The sequence below is a fragment of the Serratia sp. NPDC087055 genome (genome assembly GCF_044900985.1).
Classification (GTDB): domain Bacteria; phylum Pseudomonadota; class Gammaproteobacteria; order Enterobacterales; family Enterobacteriaceae; genus Serratia.
The window spans coordinates 1,941,534-1,963,169 of sequence record NZ_JBJDOG010000001.1 but is presented as its reverse complement, the minus strand read 5'-3'; the positions used below and the strand labels follow the sequence as shown (position 1 = coordinate 1,963,169).

13 protein-coding genes are annotated in these 21,636 nt (G+C 52.5%); 8 read left to right on the top strand and 5 right to left on the bottom strand.

What is annotated here, in order from left to right; all coding sequences use genetic code 11:
- Window positions 1-51 precede the first annotated feature (51 nt).
- From cmoM to ACI2J2_RS09355, 7 genes are all read left to right on the top strand, one after another.
- Window positions 52-837, top strand: coding sequence for a tRNA uridine 5-oxyacetic acid(34) methyltransferase CmoM (gene cmoM, locus ACI2J2_RS09385; RefSeq protein ID WP_037421971.1), 786 nt, complete (start codon window positions 52-54; stop codon window positions 835-837).
- Window positions 834-2,156, top strand: a complete 1,323-nt coding sequence (gene mukF / locus ACI2J2_RS09380; protein WP_265555151.1) for a chromosome partition protein MukF — start codon at window positions 834-836, stop codon at window positions 2,154-2,156. The genes cmoM and mukF overlap by 4 nt, the downstream gene beginning before the upstream one ends.
- Window positions 2,137-2,865, top strand: coding sequence for a chromosome partition protein MukE (gene mukE, locus ACI2J2_RS09375; protein WP_404759938.1), 729 nt, complete (start codon window positions 2,137-2,139; stop codon window positions 2,863-2,865). Before mukF ends, mukE begins: the two co-directional genes overlap by 20 nt.
- Window positions 2,862-7,310: a chromosome partition protein MukB gene (gene mukB / locus ACI2J2_RS09370; RefSeq protein WP_404759937.1), complete on the top strand. Its 4,449-nt coding sequence runs from the start codon at window positions 2,862-2,864 to the stop codon at window positions 7,308-7,310. Before mukE ends, mukB begins: the two co-directional genes overlap by 4 nt.
- Before the next feature lie 223 nt (window positions 7,311-7,533).
- Complete coding sequence (gene ldtD, locus ACI2J2_RS09365; protein WP_404759936.1) at window positions 7,534-9,381, top strand: L,D-transpeptidase; 1,848 nt, start codon at window positions 7,534-7,536, stop codon at window positions 9,379-9,381.
- Between the two features lie 181 nt (window positions 9,382-9,562).
- Window positions 9,563-10,111 carry a YcbK family protein gene (locus ACI2J2_RS09360; RefSeq protein ID WP_020826147.1) on the top strand — a complete coding sequence of 183 codons (549 nt, stop codon included), beginning with the start codon at window positions 9,563-9,565 and terminating at the stop codon, window positions 10,109-10,111.
- Between the two features lie 68 nt (window positions 10,112-10,179).
- A complete protein-coding gene (locus ACI2J2_RS09355; protein ID WP_265555148.1) occupies window positions 10,180-10,827 on the top strand; it encodes an MBL fold metallo-hydrolase in 648 nt (215 codons plus the stop codon).
- 70 nt (window positions 10,828-10,897) lie between these two features.
- Here ACI2J2_RS09355 and ACI2J2_RS09350 read toward each other — a convergent pair whose 3' ends face one another.
- From ACI2J2_RS09350 to ACI2J2_RS09330, 5 genes are all read right to left on the bottom strand, one after another.
- Complete coding sequence (locus ACI2J2_RS09350) at window positions 10,898-12,088, bottom strand: amino acid aminotransferase (protein WP_209632580.1); 1,191 nt, start codon at window positions 12,086-12,088, stop codon at window positions 10,898-10,900.
- Between the two features lie 247 nt (window positions 12,089-12,335).
- The gene (ompC, locus tag ACI2J2_RS09345) at window positions 12,336-13,460 is read right to left on the bottom strand and encodes a porin OmpC (RefSeq protein ID WP_404759935.1); all 1,125 of its coding nucleotides are present in this window, start codon (window positions 13,458-13,460) and stop codon (window positions 12,336-12,338) included.
- A 302-nt stretch (window positions 13,461-13,762) separates the two neighbouring features.
- Window positions 13,763-15,163, bottom strand: coding sequence for an asparagine--tRNA ligase (asnS, locus tag ACI2J2_RS09340; protein ID WP_209632581.1), 1,401 nt, complete (start codon window positions 15,161-15,163; stop codon window positions 13,763-13,765).
- A gap of 224 nt (window positions 15,164-15,387) precedes the next feature.
- The gene (gene pncB, locus ACI2J2_RS09335; protein ID WP_209632582.1) at window positions 15,388-16,593 is read right to left on the bottom strand and encodes a nicotinate phosphoribosyltransferase; all 1,206 of its coding nucleotides are present in this window, start codon (window positions 16,591-16,593) and stop codon (window positions 15,388-15,390) included.
- 255 nt (window positions 16,594-16,848) lie between these two features.
- Window positions 16,849-18,549 (bottom strand): diguanylate cyclase domain-containing protein, encoded by a 1,701-nt coding sequence (locus ACI2J2_RS09330; RefSeq protein WP_404759934.1) that lies wholly within the window; start codon window positions 18,547-18,549, stop codon window positions 16,849-16,851.
- Window positions 18,550-18,994: 445 nt separating this feature from the next.
- Here ACI2J2_RS09330 and pepN point away from each other — a divergent pair, with 445 nt between their 5' ends.
- Window positions 18,995-21,610 carry an aminopeptidase N gene (pepN, locus tag ACI2J2_RS09325; RefSeq protein ID WP_209632584.1) on the top strand — a complete coding sequence of 872 codons (2,616 nt, stop codon included), beginning with the start codon at window positions 18,995-18,997 and terminating at the stop codon, window positions 21,608-21,610.
- Window positions 21,611-21,636 lie beyond the last annotated feature (26 nt).

Here is a 21,636-nt window from a genome sequence, read left to right as displayed (position 1 = left end):
ATGGGCTGGCACTTTGCCCCCAGAAGAATAAGATCAGCGGAGCCGTAGTCCATGCAGGATCGCAATTTTGACGATATTGCTGAAAAGTTTGCGCGTAATATTTACGGCACCACTAAAGGTAAAATCCGCCAGGCCGTGGTCTGGCAGGATCTGACCACGCTGCTGGCCCAGTTGCCGCAGCGGCCGCTGCGCATTCTGGATGCAGGCGGTGGCGAAGGCCATATGGCCTGCCAACTGGCAGAATTAGGACATCAGGTGTTGTTGTGCGATCTTTCTGGTGAGATGATCCAACGCGCCGCGTCGCTGGCTGAGCAGAAAGGTGTGAGCCAGAACATGCAATTCATACAAAGTTCTGCGCAGGACATTGGCCAACACTTGGAACAGCCGGTTGATCTGATATTGTTTCATGCGGTGCTTGAATGGATCGCTGAACCTGAGGCAGCTTTACAGGCATTGTCTGACTGCTTGTTACCAGGCGGTGCGCTGTCATTGATGTTCTTTAATGCTAATGGCCTCTTGATGCGTAACGTGGTGTTGGGTAATTTCCAACTGGTGAACCCAGAGGTCAGAAGGCGCAGAAAGCGTTCGTTGTCACCACAGTATCCGCATAGCCCGCCACAGGTGTATGGCTGGCTGGAACAGTTGGGCATGCGCATCAGCGGCAAAACCGGGGTGCGGGTTTTCCACGATTATCTGCAGAGTAGGCAGCTTCAGACACAAAAATTTGAAGAGCTATTGGCGCTTGAACAGCACTATTGCCGGCAGGAGCCGTACGTGAGTTTGGGGCGCTATATTCACGTCATGGCGCATAAACCAAACCTGAAGGACGAACTATGAGTGAATTTTCCCAGACAGTACCCGAACTGGTCGCCTGGGCACGGAAAAATGATTTCTCTATTTCGCTCCCTACGGAGCGTCTCGCATTTTTGCTCGCTATTGCCACATTAAATGGCGAGCGGCTGGACGGCGAGATGAGCGAAGGTGAGCTGGTTGATGCATTTCGCCATGTCAGCAAAGGTTTCGAACAGACGCATGAAACGGTGGCAGTCCGTGCCAACAATGCGATTAACGACATGGTGCGCCAGCGCCTGTTAAACCGCTTTACCAGCGAACTGGCAGACGGCAATGCGATTTACCGTCTGACGCCGCTGGGCATAGGTATTACTGATTACTATATCCGTCAGCGCGAATTCTCTACGCTGCGTTTGTCGATGCAGTTATCGATCGTCGCGCAGGAACTGAAACGTGCTGCCGATGCCGCCGAAGAGGGTGGCGATGATTTCCACTGGCACCGCAACGTGTTTGCACCGTTAAAATATTCAGTGGCAGAAATATTCGACAGCATCGACATGACCCAGCGGGTGATGGATGAGCAACAGCAAGGCGTGAAAGAGGATATCGCAGCCTTGCTGAATCAGGATTGGCGTGCAGCGATCTCCAGCTGTGAAATGCTACTGTCCGAGACCTCGGGCACCTTACGTGAACTGCAAGATACGCTGGAAGCGGCGGGCGACAAGCTGCAAGCCAACCTGCTGCGCATTCAGGATGCAACGCTCGGTGGGGTTGAGCTAGGTTTTGTCGACAAACTGGTGTTTGATCTGCAAAGCAAACTCGACCGCATTATCAGCTGGGGGCAACAGGCAATTGACCTGTGGATCGGCTACGACCGCCACGTGCATAAATTTATCCGTACCGCTATCGATATGGATAAAAACCGTGTGTTCGCACAGCGCCTGCGTCAGTCGGTACAAAATTATTTCGATAATCCATGGACGCTGACCCATGCCAACGCCGATCGCCTGCTGGATATGCGAGACGAAGAACTGGCGTTGCGCAGTGAGGAAGTGACCGGGGAATTGCCGCCGGATCTGGAATTTGAGGAATTCAGCGAAATCCGCGAACAGCTGGCGGCGATGATCGAACAAGCGTTGAAAATTTATCAGGAACAACAGATGCCGCTCAATTTAGGGGCGGTAATGCGCGATTATCTGGCACAATATCCGCGAGCTCGTCACTTTGACGTGGCTCGTTTAGTGGTCGACCAGGCAGTGCGCCTTGGTGTGGCTGAAGCAGATTTTTCAGGGTTGCCGGCGCAATGGCAGGCAATCAATGATTACGGAGCCAAGGTCCAGGCCCATGTCATCGACAAATATTGAACAAGTAATGCCAGTTAAGCTGGCCAAGGCATTGTCTAACTCGCTGTTTCCGGCGCTGGACAGCCAACTGCGTGCGGGTCGTCACATCGGTATCGATGAACTGGACAACCACGCTTTCTTAATGGATTTCCAGGATGAACTGGAAGAGTTTTATGCCCGCTACAGCGTGGAGTTGATCCGGGCACCGGAAGGGTTCTTCTACCTACGCCCACGTTCCACGACGTTGATCCCGCGTTCGGTGTTGTCTGAGCTGGATATGATGGTGGGTAAAATCCTGTGCTATCTCTACCTCAGCCCGGAACGTTTGGCGCATGAAGGGATATTCAGCCATCAGGAACTGTACGACGAGTTATTGAGCCTGGCCGACGAAACCAAATTGCTGAAATTCGTTAACCAACGTTCCACGGGGTCGGATCTCGATCGTCAGAAACTGCACGAGAAAGTGCGAACGTCACTGAACCGCCTGCGTCGCCTGGGCATGATCTATTTTATGGGCAGCGACAGCAACAAGTTCCGCATCACGGAGGCGGTATTCCGCTTTGGTGCAGACGTGCGTAGTGGTGACGATCCGCGTGAAGCGCAGTTGCGTATGATTCGTGACGGCGAAGCTATGCCGGTTGAGAACAGCCTGTCGCTGAATGATGAAAGCGATGCTGAAGACTCGCAGCTTGATAACTCTCCGGACAGTGCAGAGGATGAACAGGAATGATTGAACGCGGTAAATTTCGCTCGCTGACGCTGGTCAACTGGAACGGTTTTTTCGCCCGCACCTTTGATCTCGATGAGTTGGTGACCACGCTGTCTGGCGGTAACGGGGCAGGGAAATCCACCACCATGGCGGCTTTCGTCACTGCGTTGATTCCTGATTTGACGCTGTTGCACTTCCGTAATACCACCGAAGCCGGTGCTACCAGCGGCTCACGCGATAAAGGCTTGCACGGTAAGCTACGCGCCGGGGTGTGTTATTCCACCCTCGATGTGATCAACTCGCGTCATCAGCGCGTTGTGGTTGGTGTGCGTCTGCAGCAGGTAGCAGGGCGCGATCGCAAGGTGGATATCAAGCCGTTCACCATCCAGGGGCTGCCAACGGCGGTACAGCCTACGGAGCTGCTGACCCAAACGGTTGGCGAACGCCAGGCTCGTGTGTTGACGCTGCAGGAACTGAAAGAGCGCGTTGAAGAGATGGAAGGCGTGCAGTTCAAGCAGTTCAACTCCATTACCGACTATCACTCATTAATGTTCGATTTGGGCGTGATCCCCAAACGTCTGCGTTCATCGTCAGATCGCAGTAAGTTTTATCGCCTGATCGAGGCCTCGCTGTATGGCGGTATTTCCAGCGCCATCACCCGCTCGTTACGTGACTATTTGTTGCCGGAAAACAGCGGCGTGCGCAAGGCATTCCAGGACATGGAAGCGGCGTTGCGTGAAAACCGCATGACGCTGGAAGCAATCCGCGTTACCCAGACTGACCGTGATCTGTTCAAACACCTGATTTCCGAAGCCACATCCTATGTGGCGGCTGACTATATGCGTCATGCCAATGAACGCCGCATCCATTTGGACGGCGCGTTGGCGTTGCGCAGCGATCTGCTGGGCAGCCGCAAACAGCTGGCAGCCGAGCAATATCGCCATGTGGAAATGGCGCGTGAACTGGCGGAGCAGAGCGGTGCGGAATCCGATCTGGAAACCGATTACCAGGCCGCCAGCGATCACTTGAATCTGGTGCAGACGGCGATGCGTCAGCAGGAAAAGATCGAGCGCTATGAAGGCGATCTGGAAGAGCTGACCTACCGACTGGAAGAACAGAACGAAGTGGTGGCAGAGGCCAGTGAACAGCAGGCCGAAAACGAAGCGCGTGCCGAGGCCGCCGAACTGGAGGTGGATGAGCTGAAAAGCCAGCTCGCTGACTACCAGCAGGCGTTGGACGTGCAGCAGACCCGCGCCATTCAATACCAGCAGGCGTTGCAGGCGCTGGAACGTGCTCGTGCCCTGTGCCAACTGCCGGAACTGAGTGCCGAGAATGCGGAAGAGTGGCTCGATACTTTCCAGGCTCGTGAGCAGGAAGCGACGGAAGCGTTGCTGATGCTGGAGCAGAAACTGAGCGTAGCCGACGCCGCACACGGCCAGTTTGAACAAGCCTATCAGCTGGTAGGCAAAATTGCCGGTCAGGTCAGCCGTAGCGAAGCCTGGCAGTGTGCGCGTGAGTTACTGCGCGACTGGCCTTCACAGCAACACCTTGCCGAGCGCGTGCAGCCGTTGCGCATGCGTTTGAGTGAGCTGGAACAGCGTTTGCGTTCTCAGCAGGACGCCGAGCGTCTGTTGCAAGAATTCTGCAAGCGTCATGGCCAGCAGTATCAACCGGACGATCTTGAGGCACTGCAGCAAGAACTGGAAGAGCGTCTGGAATCCTTGTCGCAAAGCGTCAGTGATGCTGGCGAACGCCGGATGGAAATGCGCCAGGAACTGGAGCAAATCCAACAGCGTATCCGCGAACTCACTGCCCGTGCCCCAATCTGGTTGGCAGCGCAGGATTCACTGAGTCAACTCAGTGAGCAAAGTGGCGAAGCGCTTGAAAGCAGCCAGCAAGTCACCGAGTACATGCAGCAATTGCTGGAGCGCGAGCGTGAAACCACGGTCGAGCGTGACGAGGTCGCGGCAGGCAAACGTGCCGTTGAAGCGCAGATCGAACGTCTCAGCCAGCCAGGCGGCGCCGAAGATCAGCGTCTGGTTACGTTGGCCGAACGTTTTGGCGGCGTATTGCTCTCTGAAATCTATGACGATGTCACCATCGATGATGCACCTTACTTCTCTGCACTGTATGGCCCGTCACGCCATGCGATTGTGGTGCCGGACTTGTCGCTGGTGCGTGAGATGTTGGAAGGTTTGGAAGACTGCCCGGAAGATCTCTACTTGATCGAAGGGGATCCACAGTCATTTGATGACAGCGTCTTTGCGGTCGAAGAGCAAGACAGGGCGGTGTTGGTGAAAACCGCTGAGCGCCAGTGGCGCTACTCGCGTTATCCGGACGTGCCGTTGTTTGGCCGCGCCGCACGTGAGAACCGCCTGGAAGTGCTGCATGGTGAACGGGAAAAACTGGCAGAGCGTTACGCGACGTTGTCTTTCGACGTGCAGAAGACCCAGCGTTCGCATCAGGCCTTCAGCCGTTTCATTGGTTCCCATCTGGCAGTGGCATTTGACGCCGATCCAGAGGCGGAAATCCGTGGCCTCACGACACGCCGTGGGGAAATCGAACGCGCTCTGAATAACCATGAGGCACAGAATCAACAACAACGTCAGCAATATGATCAGGCGAAAGAGGGCATCTCTGCGCTGAATCGCCTGATGCCGCTGGTTTCATTGTTAAACGATGAAACCTTGCAGGATCGCGTTGAGGAAATCCGTGAAGAATTGGAAGAGGCGCAGGATGCTGCACGCCATATCCAGCAGCACGGTGTTTCACTGACCAAGCTGGAACCGCTGTTGTCGGTGTTGCAGAGCGATCCGCAACAGCACGAACAGTTGCAGCAGGATTACACTCAGGCACAGAGCGTACAGCGTCAGGCCAAGCAGCAGGCGTTTGCCCTGACTGAAGTGGTACAGCGTCGTGCACACTTCAGCTATACCGATTCTGCCGGTATGCAAAATGCCAACAACGATTTGAATGACAAGCTGCGCCAACGTTTGGAACACGCGGAAGCGGAACGTACCCGCGCCCGTGAACAGCTGCGTCAGTATCAGACTCAATTTACCCAGTACAGCCAGGTGTTGGCGTCGCTTAAAAGCTCGTATGACGCTAAGCGCGATATGCTCAAAGAATTGAGCCAGGAGCTGGTGGACATTGGCGTGCAGGCGGATGCCAATGCCGAAGCGCGCGCACGTGCGCGTCGTGATGAATTACATGCCGGTCTGAGCAACAACCGTGCGCGGCGTAATCAGTTGGAAAAGCAACTGACCTTCTGCGAAGCGGAAATGGACAGCCTGCAGAAGAAACTGCGCAAGCTTGAGCGGGATTATTATCAGCTGCGTGAGCAGGTCGTCACTGCCAAAGCCGGCTGGTGCGCGGTCATGCGCATGGTGAAAGACAACGGGGTTGAACGTCGTCTGCATCGTCGTGAACTGGCCTATATGGACGGTGACGAGCTGCGTTCAATGTCGGATAAGGCTCTTGGTGCATTGCGTCTGGCGGTGTCGGATAACGAACACCTGCGTGATGTACTGCGTCTTTCTGAAGATCCTAAGCGCCCAGAACGCAAGATTCAGTTCTATATCGCGGTATACCAACATCTGCGTGAGCGTATTCGTCAGGACATCATCCGTACCGACGACCCGGTTGAAGCCATCGAACAGATGGAGATTGAACTGGGCCGCCTGACGGAAGAATTGACGGCACGTGAGCAGAAGCTGGCGATCAGTTCCAAGAGCGTGGCGAACATCATTCGCAAAACGATCCAGCGTGAACAAAACCGTATCCGCATGCTCAACCAGGGTTTGCAGGCGGTTTCCTTCGGGCAGGTGAAAAGCGTACGACTGAACGTCAACGTGCGTGAAGCACATGCGACTCTTTTGGATGTGCTTTCCGAACAGCAGGAACAACATCAGGATCTGTTCAACAGCAACCGCCTGACCTTCTCCGAAGCGCTGGCCAAGCTGTATCAACGCCTGAATCCACAGATTGATATGGGGCAACGCACGCCGCAAACTATTGGCGAAGAGTTGCTGGATTACCGTAACTACCTGGAACTGGAAGTGGAAGTCTTCCGCGGCTCCGATGGTTGGTTGCGTGCTGAGAGTGGTGCGCTGTCAACCGGGGAAGCGATCGGTACCGGGATGTCGATTTTGGTGATGGTCGTGCAGAGCTGGGAAGAAGAGTCCCGTCGCCTGCGCGGTAAAGATATTTCCCCATGTCGCCTGCTGTTCCTCGACGAAGCTGCGCGACTGGATGCCAAATCCATCGCGACGTTGTTTGAGTTGTGCGATCGTCTGGAAATGCAGCTGATCATCGCGGCACCGGAAAACATCAGCCCGGAAAAAGGCACGACGTATAAGTTGGTGCGTAAGGTGTTCCAGAACCATGAACACGTACATGTCGTGGGGTTGCGCGGTTTCGCTAACGAGCCGCCTGCGTCAGGCGTCACTGCGGCAGAAACGCCGTAAACGGAGAAAAGCCCACTAATAATCTGAAAATAGCCGCCTTGGGGTGGCTATTTTTTTGTGCGCATGGATGATGGTCCTGCTTTTTTATCCGTTTAAAACCGGGTAGCTTAATGAAATAACAGTTATTCATAAGCGCCCAAGGGCAAAATGGCTTTTCTGTTCGTATACTGAAACTAATAAGCTGTCTTGGTTGTATTTTTTGTGAGCATACAGGGGGCAATGGATGTTGCTTAGAAATGGAAACACGGTACGGCGTCTGGCGTTGAGTTGCGCAATTGCATGTGGTCTGGCGTCGTCATTACCCGTATGGGCAACCGTTCCTGCCTTTCCGGTAGCGTCATCTGGCATGTCAGTCGCGCAAAGTCGTTCGGAATTGCTTGCTGCTTTGCCAAAAGGTATTACACCACATTATCTCTCAACGCTTGCTCCTCTGTACGCGGCGAACCGGATGCAATTGATGTGGCAGGATCGCGAAGCGGTTCAGCAGTTCCAGCAACAGCTTGCCGAATTGGCGATGTCCGGTGTGCAGCCGCAGTTTACCCAATGGGTAAAACAGTTGACCGATCCAGCCATTACCGATGTGGCGCGCGACGTCGTACTGTCTGACGCGATGTTGGGTTATTTGCAGTTTGTTTCGTCGATCGGTGCCAATGGCAATAGCTGGTTGTACAGCAATATTCCTTACAAACTCGGTCTGCCGCCTAATACGGTGATAAACCAATGGCAACTGGCGGTGCGCCAGGGCAAGACCCTGGCGTATGTGACTTCGCTCGCACCTCAGCACCCGCAATACGCCAAGATGCATCAGGCATTACGCGATATGCTGGCCGACAATCGTCCCTGGCCGCAAATGGCGAATGGGCCGAGCTTACGCCCAGATCAACTGAGCAATGATATTCCCGCCCTGCGTGAGATATTGGCGCGCAACGGCATGTTAACCACGACGGCCACTGCTGCGCCGGATGAAACACAGGATCCGCCTGCGGTATTAACGGGTTCGCGTAATGAACCCGATGACGGTGGTCTCTCTGTCGATGAAGAGAAAAATCGCGAGGCCAGGATTGCTGTCGTAAGTCCAGCGGCTGCACCGGTAAAAGATATCGTACCTACACCACAATCGCCGTTTTCACAGCAGTCTGAAAGCCCGGTGACGGTCACGGATAATCGCTATACCAATGATCTGGTTGAGGGCGTTAAACGCTTCCAGAAATGGCAAGGGTTGAGTGCGGATGGCGTGATAGGCCCACGTACGCGTGAATGGCTTAATGTGACGCCACAAATGCGTGCCTCACTGTTGGCGCTGAATATCCAACGTTTACGCATTCTTCCCGGCCATGTGGGCACCGGGATCATGGTGAATATTCCAAACTACTCATTGACGTATTATCAGAACGGCAATGAAGTGCTTTCTTCGCGAGTGATCGTCGGCAGACCAAGCCGCAAGACGCCGTTGATGAACAGTGCGCTGAATAATGTGGTGGTTAACCCACCTTGGAACGTGCCGACTACGCTGGTGCGCGAGGATATCGTGCCGAAGGCGATGCGTGACGGCAGCTATTTCCAGAAACACGGTTATACCGTGCTTTCCGGCTGGAGCAACGATGCAGAGGTGATTAACCCCGCAATGATCGACTGGAACATGGTTTCTGCCCGCAACTTCCCGTACCGGATTCGTCAGGCGCCAGGTGCCACCAACTCGTTGGGTCGCTTTAAATTCAACATGCCAAGCTCGGATGCCATCTACCTGCACGATACGCCTAACCATAACCTGTTCCAGAAAGACATTCGCGCTTTGAGCTCAGGCTGTGTGCGGGTCAATAAGGCATCGGATTTGGCAAACATGTTGTTGCAGGATGCGGGTTGGAATAACACACGTGTGTCGTCCACCTTGAAAGAGGGGAATACCACCTACGTGAATATCCGTCAGCATATCCCGGTTAAATTGTATTATTTAACCGCCTGGGTTTCTGATGATGGAAAACCACAATTCCGCACAGATATTTACAATTATGATGATACGGTGAGATCGGGTGCACAAATTTTGGCTCAGGCCGAAAAATTAATGCAATAAATGCAGTAATTATAAATAAATAACGGTCAGAATATCGGGCCATGATGCAGGCACTCATCACGTGAGTGCCTGCAAGCCGCGGGACATCACGGGTTGACTCAGCCAGTGTGGGCGGTTATGGTTCAGGCAGTGCGCTGTTTTGTGCATATATTTTGATATTCTTGCCGGGTTTAACAGAAACATGGACAAAATTGATCATCATCGCCGTAAATGGCTGGCGCTAGGTAGCGCTGCCGTGGGCATAGCGCTGCTCCCTGGGCAAGCCTTTGCCAGTCTTTCTACTTCGCGCCCGCGTATTCTGGTTGTAAATAACATGCATACGGGCGAATCTCTGAAAGCCGAATTCTTTGACGGCAAGGGATATAATAAAGATGAATTAGTTCGTCTTAATCATCTTTTCCGTGACTATCGCGCGAATAAGGTTAAATCGATCGATCCCCGTTTGTTTGATCATCTCTATCGTCTGCAAGGTCTGTTGGGCACCAACAAACCGGTACAGTTGGTTTCAGGTTATCGTTCGTTGGACACCAACAATGAGCTGCGCGAGCGCAGCCGCGGTGTGGCCAAACACAGCTACCACACCAAGGGACAGGCGATGGACTTCCATATCGAAGGCATCCAGTTGAGTAATATCCGCAAAGCGGCGTTAAAAATGAGCGCCGGTGGTGTAGGATATTACCCACGTAGCAACTTTGTACACATCGATACCGGCCCGGTGCGGACCTGGTAATCGCTGTGCACCATAAGTATAAATAGCGCCAGCCCGTCAGGGTATGGCGTTGTTGTGGTTGGAGCCTTATGAAATACCAAATTATCCCGGTAACTGCTTTTAGTCAGAACTGCAGCCTGATCTGGTGTGAGAGCACCCAGCAGGCGGCGCTGGTCGATCCAGGCGGCGAGCCGGAAAAGTTAAAGGCCGAAATTGCCAAACAGGGCGTGACCATCACGCAGATTCTGCTGACGCATGGTCATCTTGATCACGTAGGCGCAGCGGCGGAGCTGGCTGAACACTATCAGGTGCCGATCTACGGCCCGGATAAGGAAGACGCATTCTGGTTAGACGGCCTGCCTGCACAGAGCCAAATGTTTGGACTGGAAGAATGTGCGCCGCTGACGCCAACCCAATGGCTGGAAGAAGGGGACAGCGTGCAGGTGGGCGAAATGACGCTTAATGTGCTGCATTGCCCGGGGCATACTCCAGGCCATATCGTTTTTATTAACGAGCAGGCGCGGTTGGCGCTGGTGGGGGATGTACTGTTTAACGGCGGTGTCGGCCGCAGCGACTTCCCACGTGGCGATCATCAGGCATTGATCAACTCCATCCGCACCAAGCTATTGCCCCAGGGCGATGACATGGCGTTTATTCCAGGGCATGGTCCTATGTCTACTTTCGGCCAGGAGCGTGAAACCAATCCGTTCCTGCGAGAGGAACCGGCCATCTGGTAAGATTATTTCCCGGCAGAAATAACAAAGGGGCGCTTTTAGCGCCCCTTTTGCTTATGGGATTTCGCAATCTTTAGAGTACGGCAACGATGGCTTCGCACAGCGGTGCCATATTGTCCGGCGTCATGCCGGCAACGTTAACACGGCCGGAGTTAACGGCGTAAACGCCAAACTCGTCACGCAGGCGCAGAACCTGTTCTTTCGTCAATCCACTGAACGAGAACATGCCGTTCTGATTGATGATAAAGCTGAAGTCCTGCTCCGCCCCTTTCTCCTGCAGGGTATTGACGAACAGCTGACGCATGCGGTGAATGCGTTGACGCATATCGGTCAGCTCCTGTTCCCACAGCGCACGCAGCGCATCATCACCCAAAATGGTCGCAACAATAGCAGCGCCGTGTGACGGTGGGTTGGAGTAGTTGGCGCGAATGGCGGCTTTCACCTGGCTGAAGGCACGATCGGCGGTATCCGTGTCAGCGGCAACGACGGTGCAAGCACCAACGCGTTCGTTGTAAAGGCCGAAATTCTTGGAATAAGAACTGGCGACGATCAGTTCCTGATGCTTGGCAGCAAAAATACGCAGGCCCTGGGCATCTTCTTCCAGACCTTTGGCAAAGCCCTGATAGGCGAAGTCGAACAGCGGCAGCCAGCCGTTAGCGGCGGACAGTTCTGCCAACTGGGACCACTGTTCTGGGGTTGGATCTATGCCGGTCGGGTTATGGCAGCAGCCATGGAACAGGACGACATCACCGGCCTGAGCCTGTTTCAGGCTATTGAGCAGGCCATCAAAGTCCAGCGCATGATTAGCGGCATCGTAGTAGGCGTATTCCAATACTTCCAGACCGACGGCACCAAACACGTTTTTATGGTTTGGCCAACTTGGGTTACTGATCCAGATACGCTTCGCGCTGGTTTGGTTGGCGATGAAGTCAGCTGCCACACGCAGGCCGCCGGTGCCACCTGGCGTTTGCGCAGTGCGTGCACGCTTGTCGGCAATGATTGGGCTTTGCTTGCCGAACAGCAGTTCTTGCGTGCAGTTGGCGAACGCAGGGATGCCTTCAATACCGAGATAGTTTTTGGTGGTTTCATTTTCCAGCAGATACTGCTCAGCTTTTTTAACGCTGGTCAGCACCGGGGTTTTACCGGTTTCATCTTTGTATACACCAATCCCCAGGTTGATTTTGTTAGGGCGGGCATCAGCGCGGAAAATGTCGGTCAGACCCAGGATAGGATCGGCAGGTGCAGCAGTGATTTTTTCAAACATGTCAGGTGCTTCCATGGCTCGGAGTTAAGCAGACAGAAGCATCAGGGTAACGCCAGTTATACGCTTTGCCAACCGTTTGCGAGAAAAACACCGCGATCTTGTGAAGGAGGCAAATTCGGCATAAAAAATGAGGGGGAAAGGGGCGTTGGCAGGATAAAAAATTAGCTGCGATACACAAAACAAAAACAGGGCCGAAGCCCTGTTTTTTTAACTTATTCGACGGTGAACCGCCGCTAAGTGAGACAACTTAGAACTGGTAAACCAGACCAACAGCTACGATATCGTCGGTAGCAGTGCCAGTGGCTTTAGTGAACTCGTTGTCGTCCAGCAGGTTGATTTTGTAATCAACGTAGGTGGACATGTTTTTGTTGAAGTAGTAAGTGGTACCAACAGAAACATATTTAACCAGATCTTGGTCAGTACCTGCGCCTGGGACGTTCAGGTTTTTACCTTTAGATTGCAGGTAAGAAACTTCTGGACGCAGACCGAAGTCGAACTGGTACTGTGCAGTCACTTCGAAGTTCTGAGTTTTGCTAGCGAAACCGCCACAGCTTTCAGAAGCAGCACAGGTTGTGCTGAAGCTGCTGCCACCGAACGGAGTCATGTTGCGGGTTTCGGAGTACATGGTTGCCAGGTAAACGTTGTTCGCGTCGTATTTAGCACCAACAGTCCATGCATCAGCCTTGTCGCCACGTTCGTTAGAACGCAGTTTCTGATCATCGGTACGGTTAGAAGAAGCATATGCAGCACCTACGCTGATGCCTTCGCCGATGTCATAAGTAGATGACAGGCCCCAACCGTCGCCGTTTTGTTTCTTAACGTCACGACCGTCGTTCTGGTTTTTACCTTGGTACTGAACAGCGAAGTTCAGGCCGTCAACCAGACCGAAGAAGTTGTTGTTACGGTAAGTAGCAACGCCGTTGGTACGGCCGGTCATGAAGTTGTCGGTAACGGTGTAAGTATCGCCACCGAACTCTGGCAGCATATCTGTCCAGCCTTCTACGTCGTACAGTACGCCGTAGTTACGGCCGTAGTCGAATGAACCGTAGTCAGCAAATTTCAGACCTGCGAAGCCCAGACGAGTCTTGGTGCCTTCGGTGCCTTGAGATTCAGAGTGGTTAGCTTGAACGTTGTATTCCCACTGGCCGTAACCGGTCAGTTGGTCAGTAATCTGGGTTTCACCTTTGAAGCCAAAACGAACATAGGTCTGATCGCCATCATTACCTTTGTCTTTGGAGAAGTAGTGCAGACCGTCAACTTTGCCGTACAGATCCAGCTTGTTGCCGTCTTTGTTGTAGATTTCCGCTGCGTTTGCTGCACCAGCAGCCAACAGAGCCGGGATAACCACTGCAAGAATGTTGCGCTTCATCATTATATTACCCTCATTGGTGTTATTCGGACACCTTTGCCACTGCCGCCAATAATTCTTTTGAACTATTGTTGATAGATTGGTGTCGTCCTGTGTCTGCACGCAGTGTTCCATTCACAGCCGGGTTAATCTAGAACGAAAATGCTACCAATGTCCCAATGAGGTTTCAAAAAGAAAGTATTTGTAACTAAATGTAATATTCAGGGAACTTTGTGACGTGGGTCAATATTAAAAAATGCGAAAGGCCAGCAAAGCTGGCCTTGGTTTTGTAACTAAATTAATTAAAAAATGGATTATCTGATTAATTAAAAGCTTGCATTACGTGGCGTACGTGGGAATGGAATAACATCACGCACGTTTTGTACACCGGTCACATAGGCGATTAAACGTTCAAAGCCCAAACCGAAGCCAGCATGCGGTACGGTGCCGTAACGACGCAGGTCACGATACCACCAGTAATCTTCTTTATTCAGGCCCATAGCTTCCAGACGTTGATCCAGCACGTCCAAACGTTCTTCACGCTGTGCGCCGCCAATGATTTCACCAATGCCTGGGGCCAGCACGTCCATTGCTGCAACGGTTTTGCCATCTTCGTTCATGCGCATGTAGAACGCTTTGATGTCTTTCGGGTAGTTTTTCACCACAACCGGTGCTTTGAAGTGTTTCTCTGCCAGGTAACGTTCATGCTCGGAAGACAGGTCGATACCCCAGGAAACCGGGTTTTCGAACGTCTGGCCTGATGCGATCAGGATTTCCACGGCTTCGGTGTAATCTACCTGAGCGAAATCGGAAGAAACAAAACGCTGCAGGCGATCAATTGCATCTTTGTCTACGCGCTCGGCGAAGAACTGCATGTCATCCATGCGTTCGTTTAACACCGCCTGGAACACATACTTCAGCATTTTTTCTGCCAGCTCGGCGATGTCTTCCAAGTCTGCAAACGCCACTTCTGGTTCGATCATCCAAAACTCTGCCAGATGGCGGCTGGTGTTGGAGTTCTCAGCGCGGAAGGTTGGGCCGAACGTGTAAATCTTGGACAGCGCACAGGCGTAGGTTTCGCCGTTCAACTGGCCGGACACGGTCAGGAACGCTTCTTTACCGAAAAAGTCCTGGCTGAAATCGACAGCCCCTTTGTCAGTACGCGGCAGGTTTTCCAGATCCAGCGTTGAAACGCGGAACATTTCGCCGGCGCCTTCGGTATCGGACGCGGTGATCAGCGGTGTGGAAACCCAGAAAAAGCCATTCTCATGATAGAAACGGTGAATGGCCTGTGCCAGTGTATGGCGCACGCGGGCAACGGCACCAATCAGGTTGGTACGTGGACGAAGGTGAGCGACCTCGCGCAGGTATTCGATGCTGTGGCGTTTAGCCGCCATCGGATAGGTGTCCGGATCGTCAACCCAGCCAACGACGTTAATCGCGGTGGCCTGCAGCTCGAAACTCTGGCCTTCACCCGGAGAGGCCACCACTTTACCTGTGACTTCAATCGAACAGCCCGTGGTCAGATGCAGCACTTCATCCTGATAATTCGGCAGAGAATTATTAACGACGGCCTGTAACGGATCAAAGCAGGAACCGTCATAGACGGCCAGGAAGGAGATACCAGCTTTAGAATCTCTCCGGGTACGCACCCAACCGCGCACGGTGACTTCACTGTCAACCGCAGCACGGCCTTGCAGTACGTCGACTACAGGCACTACGCTCATAGATTTCTCTCTTTAATTATTTGGTTTAGAAATAGCTTACAACCCAAGAATATGGGGATGTTGCTATGTTACTTGCCGCGGTGCAGAGCACAAGCAGAAATCGCCGGATTGGTGCAACATTTCTTGGGGAAGCGCGAAAAGGGAGCAAGGAAAAGTGTCTTATAAAGAAGAAAAAGCCGGCGAAGGAAATTCAGCCGGCTTTTTAGCGTTCGCAGGAGGGGCGCTTAGCTCGCTTTTTTCACCAGCGGCAGGTCGAACGCCTTACGTAAGGCTTTCACAAAGGCTTGATCCTGGCAGATGGTTTTGCCTGGGCTATCGGAAAGTTTCGCCACCGGCTTGCCTTTACATTCTACGAGCTTAATCACGATGTTCAGCGGTTTTACGCCGGGAATATCGCAGGTCAGGCGCGTGCCGATGCCGAACACCAGGTTGACGCGTTGGTAAAAGTGCCGGTAGAGCGCCAATGCTTTGTCCAAATCCAGGTTATCAGAGAACACCAGCGTTTTGCTCATCGGGTCAATACCCAGTGTCTGGTAATGCGCGATGGCTTTCTCACCCCATTCGAACGGGTCACCTGAGTCGTGACGCAGTCCCTGATAGCGTTGGGCGAATTGCAGACCGAAATCACGCAGGAAGGCATCCATAGTAATACAGTCGGTCAGTGCGATGCCGAGCTGGTCCGGATATTCATCCAACCAGGCTTGCAATGCTGCTCGCTGGCTGTTCGCCAACACCGGGCTGATCTGCTGGTGCGCCTGGAACCACTCATGGGCTTGAGTACCCACAGGTGCCAGATCAAGCTGGTGTGCAAGATCGTAATTGCTGGTGCCGACCAGATACGGGAATTCGTCTTTGAGTGTACTGACGATGGATTGCTGCACGGCCTGCGAGAAGCGGCGGCGGGTACCGAAGTCCATCAGTTTGAAGCGTGAAATATCCACGTCAGCACTCATGGCTTTAAACTGCGCCAGTTTGCTGCGCAAATGGGCGACCGCCATGTCCGGTGTGACATCTGGCGAGCGATGACGGTGCACCACTTCGCTGATGACGGCCAGTAACGGAACTTCCCACATGATCACTTCGCGCCAAGGACCGGCAATGCGAATATGCAGCTTTCCGGCGCGATTCTCGATCTGAACCTGTTGCGGATCGTAACGGAACTCGCGCAACCAGCTCAGGTAATCCTCACGGAAGAATGGGAGCCCTGATAGATAGGTGAATTCAGCGTCTGTCAGTGCCAACTGGCTCATCAGTGCGACCTGCGCACGGATTTCGTCGGCATATTCGCCAAGCAGCTCATCACCACGGCAGCGGAATTCCGCCGCCACGCTGATAGCGGGATAGCGGTGAAACACTGCTTGCTGCATATGAAGCTTGTAGGCATCAGTATCAAGCAGTGATGTCAAAATCGGGGAGGCGTATTGAGTCATAGCGCGTTACTGCATCCTCGTCAGGCGCGTGTCCAAATCCGGATAATCATAAAAAAGTGGGGGGAGTATACCCGGATTATCCTGTTATTGAAGCTGCATCACACCACAATTCATTGGAGCGGGTCGAGGATTAAACGTGCCTTTATGCTGGCTTGCCGTCAGGACACAGGCAGAAAAGCCAGATTCACCTGTAAGGTGAATGACTTAGCCTAATTAGTCATAAAAATTATAATGTTAATTATTTTAAACAACAATTCAGATAAAACCGGTTGGTGTATGAATGCCAACCCGGTCTTTGCCGTTATTCTTGCAGAAATAGAGGGCTTCATCTGCCTGTTTGATCGCCGTCGGCAACAGCCGAATGTCACACACCTGCGCAATGCCGCAACTGGTGGTGAAACGGACTTCTTGCCCATTGGCTAATGTCAGGGTGAGTTGGTGAGTCAGCTCGCGTAGCGTTGACATGACTTCACGCGCATTTTCCAGCGTACAATTACTCAAGATTACGGCGAATTCTTCACCGCCATAACGGCAGAAAATGTCGCTGGAGCGGAAAGTCTTTTGTAATAACTTGCCGAACGCCACCAGTACAAGGTCGCCAACGTGATGACCAAAATTGTCGTTGAGGTTTTTGAAGTTATCAATATCAATCAGACAGAAGGCCAGTGGGTAACTATTGGCCGCCAGAGATTCACACTCGAGAAAAAACTTACGGCGATTATAAATATTGGTTAACGGATCAAGATATGAGGAAGCTTCCAGCTCCTTGATCAGCAGGTGCTTTTCATTTTCCAGTGTCACCTTTTCCATCTGATACTGTTTAAGCTGTTTAATGGCATCGCTGATGGCCATCAGCTCTTGACCGTAAAACACTTCATTGCGATCGATATTCATATTACCGCGTGATAAGCGCAAAATATTGTTATGTGTTTTCGTCAGCCAGCGGCTGATATTTGAACAATAAACCAGCGTCGGTAGGAAAATAAACAGGGTGATCAGCCCACCTAAGGAAATCATGCCGTAAATCGCCGTCTGGCTGTCATAGATCTTATGCTGTGATGCGGCGATTTCCATTTCGAAACTACGCTGATAAAGCTGTTGTGAGAGATCGCTCAGGTTATTAACGTACTGGTAGATATCATCGGCGGGGTAGTTCGTGTTCGTATCCACGGCGGTATACAGCCCTTCGGTGATACGGCTGATTCGTTTTACTGACAATTGTTCAAGGATCGCATTCACTAAAAATGTGGTTTGCAGGTCGTTATAGGTCAGCTTGACAAAAATTAGCCGGGTACTTAACGCATTCAATACCCCGGTGAGCTGAATGGCTTTCAGATAAGCGTCTTTACGTGCGAGTTGGTTGGTATTGACGTCAATAACCTGGTCGATCAATTCAGTCACGGACATATTTAGCCGATTATTCAGGCGTACGGCTTCCAGAAAGAGGAAGGCGTCGGCATCAACCATGCGGGTGTCGTAGGTGTAGCGGTAATAGCTCTTACTGGCTTGGGAAATATAGTAGGCGCTATTGATGTTGAACAGATTGGCGTTGGCATCGGTAACCTGCGAAAGCTGCAGGTTGTCATTATTCAACAATTGCTCCATCAGATTGAGCATGGAAAGTGCCGCGATTTTCTGTCGTATACCAAGCTGCTGTGATATCTCGCTGTTCAGGTGTGGTTGAAAACGGGCGATTTTTTCACGCGCCACGCGATCGGCGTTCATCCACTGCGCTGGGGTAATGTGCGGGTTTATCAGACTTAAACGCTTTAAACGGTGCGCTAACAGCGTGGCCTGAAAAGCCTCTGAAATCTCTTTGGTGCGGGTAATCTTGTACAGGTTCAGTTGGTTGTCGTGATAACCGGTCTCAGCCTCAACCAGTTCATCGGAAATAAACAGGGCGAATGAGGACATCAGGGCAAAGGTAAAAAAATAGATCAGATATTTTACTTTCATGTGCGCCGCGCGTCCTTGAGCCAGTTGGGGCAATTATACCATTGTGGCTCGCAGGCTGTCTTATCTATACCCGGCAGGAATGGCTGTCGAGTAGGGGCCACAGGGGAGTGGCTGGTTGCCCTACTCGCTGAGACAAATGAACTTTTTAATCAAAGAACAGAACCTGAGCACGTGATGAACACCACACGGGTTTTTAGCATTAAATGCTGATTTTGATGTTCCATTAGGTGCAGGAGCCTGACTGGCAGGGGGATTCGTCGATAATACCAGGATCCACCTCCGATTTCTCTGCTCTGGTGCCTTGGCATGTCTGGGTTTTTTTTGTAGCTGTGATACAGTTTATTTACAATCAGGCTCATCGAAATTTCTGTTTTTTCCCCATGGCGAAATAAACGCATGATGAAAGCCTGGCACCTGTAACTCACTGAGACGTCAAAGGGTTTTTATGACACAACAGCCACAGGCGAAGTATCGCCACGATTATCGCGCGCCAGATTATACCATCACTGATATTGACCTGGATTTTGAGCTGGATGCAGAGACAACTCGCGTAACCGCAGTCAGCAAGATTAAGCGCCAAGGTGCTGCTGACGCGCCATTGGCACTCAACGGTGAAGATCTGACGCTGGTGAGTATTGAGATCGACGGTCAGCCGTGGACTGCCTATCAGTTACAGGATAACAAACTGGTTATCGAGAATCTGCCAGCACAATTTACCATGACCATCGTCAACGATATCCACCCGGCGAAAAACACCGCGCTGGAAGGGCTGTATCTGTCTGGTGACGCGCTGTGTACGCAATGCGAGGCAGAAGGTTTCCGCCACATTACGTATTACCTCGATCGCCCAGACGTGCTTGCCCGCTTTACCACGCGTATCGTGGCCGACAAGGCGCGTTATCCGTTCCTGTTGTCAAACGGTAACCGCGTTGGGCAGGGTGAACTGGAAGATGGCCGTCACTGGGTGCAGTGGCAAGATCCGTTCCCAAAACCTTGTTATCTGTTTGCATTGGTTGCCGGTGATTTTGACGTACTGCGGGACAGCTTCACGACCCGTTCGGGACGTGAAGTTGCGTTGGAGCTGTTTGTTGATCGTGGCAACCTGGATCGCGCCGATTGGGCGATGACCTCTTTGAAGAACTCGATGAAATGGGATGAAACCCGTTTTGGGCTGGAATACGATCTCGACATTTATATGATCGTTGCCGTCGACTTCTTCAACATGGGGGCGATGGAGAACAAAGGGTTAAATATTTTTAACTCCAAATATGTGCTGGCGAAAGCGGAAACCGCGACCGACAAAGATTACTTGAATATCGAAGCGGTGATTGGCCACGAATACTTCCATAACTGGACTGGCAACCGCGTGACCTGCCGCGATTGGTTCCAGCTCAGCTTGAAAGAAGGGCTGACGGTATTCCGCGATCAGGAGTTCAGTTCAGATTTGGGGTCACGTCCGGTAAACCGTATCGATAACGTGCGTGTTATGCGCGGCGCGCAATTTGCGGAAGACGCCAGTCCGATGGCGCACGCCATTCGCCCGGACAAAGTTATCGAAATGAACAACTTCTACACCTTAACCGTGTATGAGAAAGGATCTGAAGTGATCCGCATGATGCATACGCTGTTGGGTGAAGAGCAATTCCAGAAAGGCATCCAGCTGTATTTCGAACGTCATGATGGCAGTGCGGCTACCTGTGATGATTTTGTTCAGGCAATGGAAGACGCGTCCAACGTTGATCTGTCGTTGTTCCGACGTTGGTACAGCCAGTCCGGTACGCCGCAGCTGACCGTGCGCGACGAATACGATGCCGAACATCAACAGTACCGCCTGCATGTCAGCCAAAAAACGGAACCGACTGCGGATCAACCAGAGAAGTTGCCGCTGCATATTCCACTGGATATCGAATTGTACGATGCAGAAGGCAATGTCATTGCTCTGCAGAAAGACGGTTCGGCGATCAATAACGTATTGAACATCACCGAAGCCGAACAAACCTTTGTGTTTGACGGTGTCGCACACCAACCTGTGCCGTCTTTATTGCGTGAGTTCTCGGCGCCGGTGAAGCTGGATTACCCGTACAGCGATCAGCAACTGACCTTCCTGATGCAGCACGCCCGTAATGACTTTGCGCGTTGGGATGCGGCACAGAGCTTGCTGGCTACCTACATCAAGCTGAATGTGGCGAGACACCAGCAGAAACAGCCGTTGTCGCTGCCGCTGCACGTTGCTGATGCTTTCCGCGCGGTGTTGCTGGATGAGGCTCTGGATCCTGCGCTGGCCGCGCAGATCCTGACATTGCCTTCTGAAAGCGAAATGGCCGAACTGTTCGCTACCATCGATCCTGAAGCCATTGCCGCGGTACATGAAGCGATCGTCCGTTGCCTGGCGAAGGAAATGGCCGATGAGTGGCTGGCGGTGTATAACGCCAACAAAACCGACGGTTATCGGGTGGAACACGCGGATATTGCCAAACGCTCCCTGCGCAATGTGTGCCTGGGGTATCTGGCCTTTGGCGACGAAGTGCTAGCCGATCGTTTGGTGTCGGAGCAATACCGTCAGGCGGACAACATGACCGATTCTCTGGCGGCGTTGGCTGCCGCGGTGGCCGCGCAGTTGCCATGCCGTGACGCGTTGTTAACGGCATTTGATGAGCGTTGGCACCAGGATGGTCTGGTGATGGACAAATGGTTTGTTCTGCAGGCAACCAGCCCTGCGGCAGACGTGCTGTCCAACGTGCGCAGCTTGCTGAAACACCGCTCATTCAGCCTGAGCAACCCAAACCGCACTCGCTCGTTGATCGGCGGATTTGCTTCAGCGAATCCGGCGGCATTCCATGCCGCAGACGGCAGCGGTTATCAGTTCCTGGCCGAGATCCTCAGTGATTTGAACCAGCGGAACCCACAAATTGCTGCCCGTTTGATCGAGCCGCTGATCCGTCTGAAGCGCTATGATGCTTCGCGTCAGGCGCTGATGCGTAAAGCGCTTGAACAGTTGAAAGGGCTTGAGAACCTGTCCGGCGACCTGTTCGAGAAGATCAGTAAAGCACTCGACGCGTAACGGTAAAAGGACAAAGGGACGGCATG